Source organism: Nitrososphaera sp. (assembly GCF_050748925.1).
Classification (GTDB): Archaea; Thermoproteota; Nitrososphaeria; order Nitrososphaerales; family Nitrososphaeraceae; genus Nitrososphaera.
This window is the reverse complement of the sequence record NZ_JBOGQF010000263.1, coordinates 1-1027: the sequence shown is the minus strand read 5'-3', so window position 1 is coordinate 1027 and position 1027 is coordinate 1. Positions and strand designations below refer to the sequence as shown.

At 55.4% G+C, this 1027-nt stretch carries 1 protein-coding gene; it reads left to right on the top strand.

Features of this window, described 5'->3' with window-relative positions; all coding sequences use genetic code 11:
- Positions 1 to 227: 227 nt before the first annotated feature.
- A partial coding sequence (locus ACREAY_RS12145; RefSeq protein ID WP_431756026.1) for a replication factor C small subunit occupies positions 228 to 1027 on the top strand: 800 nt, incomplete at its 3' end.

Below are 1027 nucleotides of genomic sequence, written 5' to 3'. Positions count from 1 at the left end.
GCGCACGTCTTCGTTCATGTAGCCAATCTGGTAGACGCTCTGTATAGCTTCTACGCTGGATTCGGCCAGGGCATCCTCCATATAGGTAAACTGTAAGAGCTTGGTTTCCATTATATCTTTTGTCAGAACAGCTTTAGCTAAGCTCAGAGCTAGCCCGCACGAGCTTGCGTAGGACAAGCTTTTCTCGGCAGCAAGATATTAATTCATTAAAAAGGTTGAAGTGAAGCGTGTCCGCCAAAAAAGCCGACCTTGCCAGCCTCATGTGGACCGAGAAGTACAGGCCACAAAAGCTAGAAGACGTCGTCAACCAGAAGGACATCATAACCGGCATCGCCAACCTGATAAAAAGCCCGGACATCCCGCACATGCTCTTTTCCGGGCCTGCCGGCGTCGGCAAGACCACGGCCGCGCTCTGCATCGCCCGCGAGATACTGGGCGAAGAGTGGCGCAAGAACACGCTGGAATTGAACGCGTCTGACGAGCGCGGGATCAAGATGGTGCGCGAGCGAGTAAAGGAGTTTGCGGCGTCTGTGAAACTGGCCACCGACAAGGACTTTGACAAGCCCAAGATAATCATACTCGACGAGGCCGACGAGATGACGTCGGAGGCGCAGACCGCGCTGAGGCGCATCGTAGAGGACAGCGCGCGCACGACGCGCTTTATCATCATATGCAACTATTTGTCGCAGATAATCGAGCCGATACAGAGCAGGTGCGTCGTCTTTCGCTTTACCCGCCTGCCAAGAAACGACGTCATCGGGCACATGAAGCTGATTTGCGGCAAGGAAAAGGCAAAATGTGACGAAAAGGCGCTTGAGCAGATCTTCGAGTCGACGGGCGGCGACATGCGCCACTCTATCAACGTCATGCAGGCGGCCGCCGGCATGGGCGCCATCAGCGTTGCAAACGTGTCCGCGGCAATCGGGCTTTCCGGCAGGTCCAAGGTTGGCGAAGTCGTGAAGCTGGCACTCGCAGGCAAGTTCAACGAAGCGCGCGCAAAACTGCTGGAATTGACGCAGGTATACGG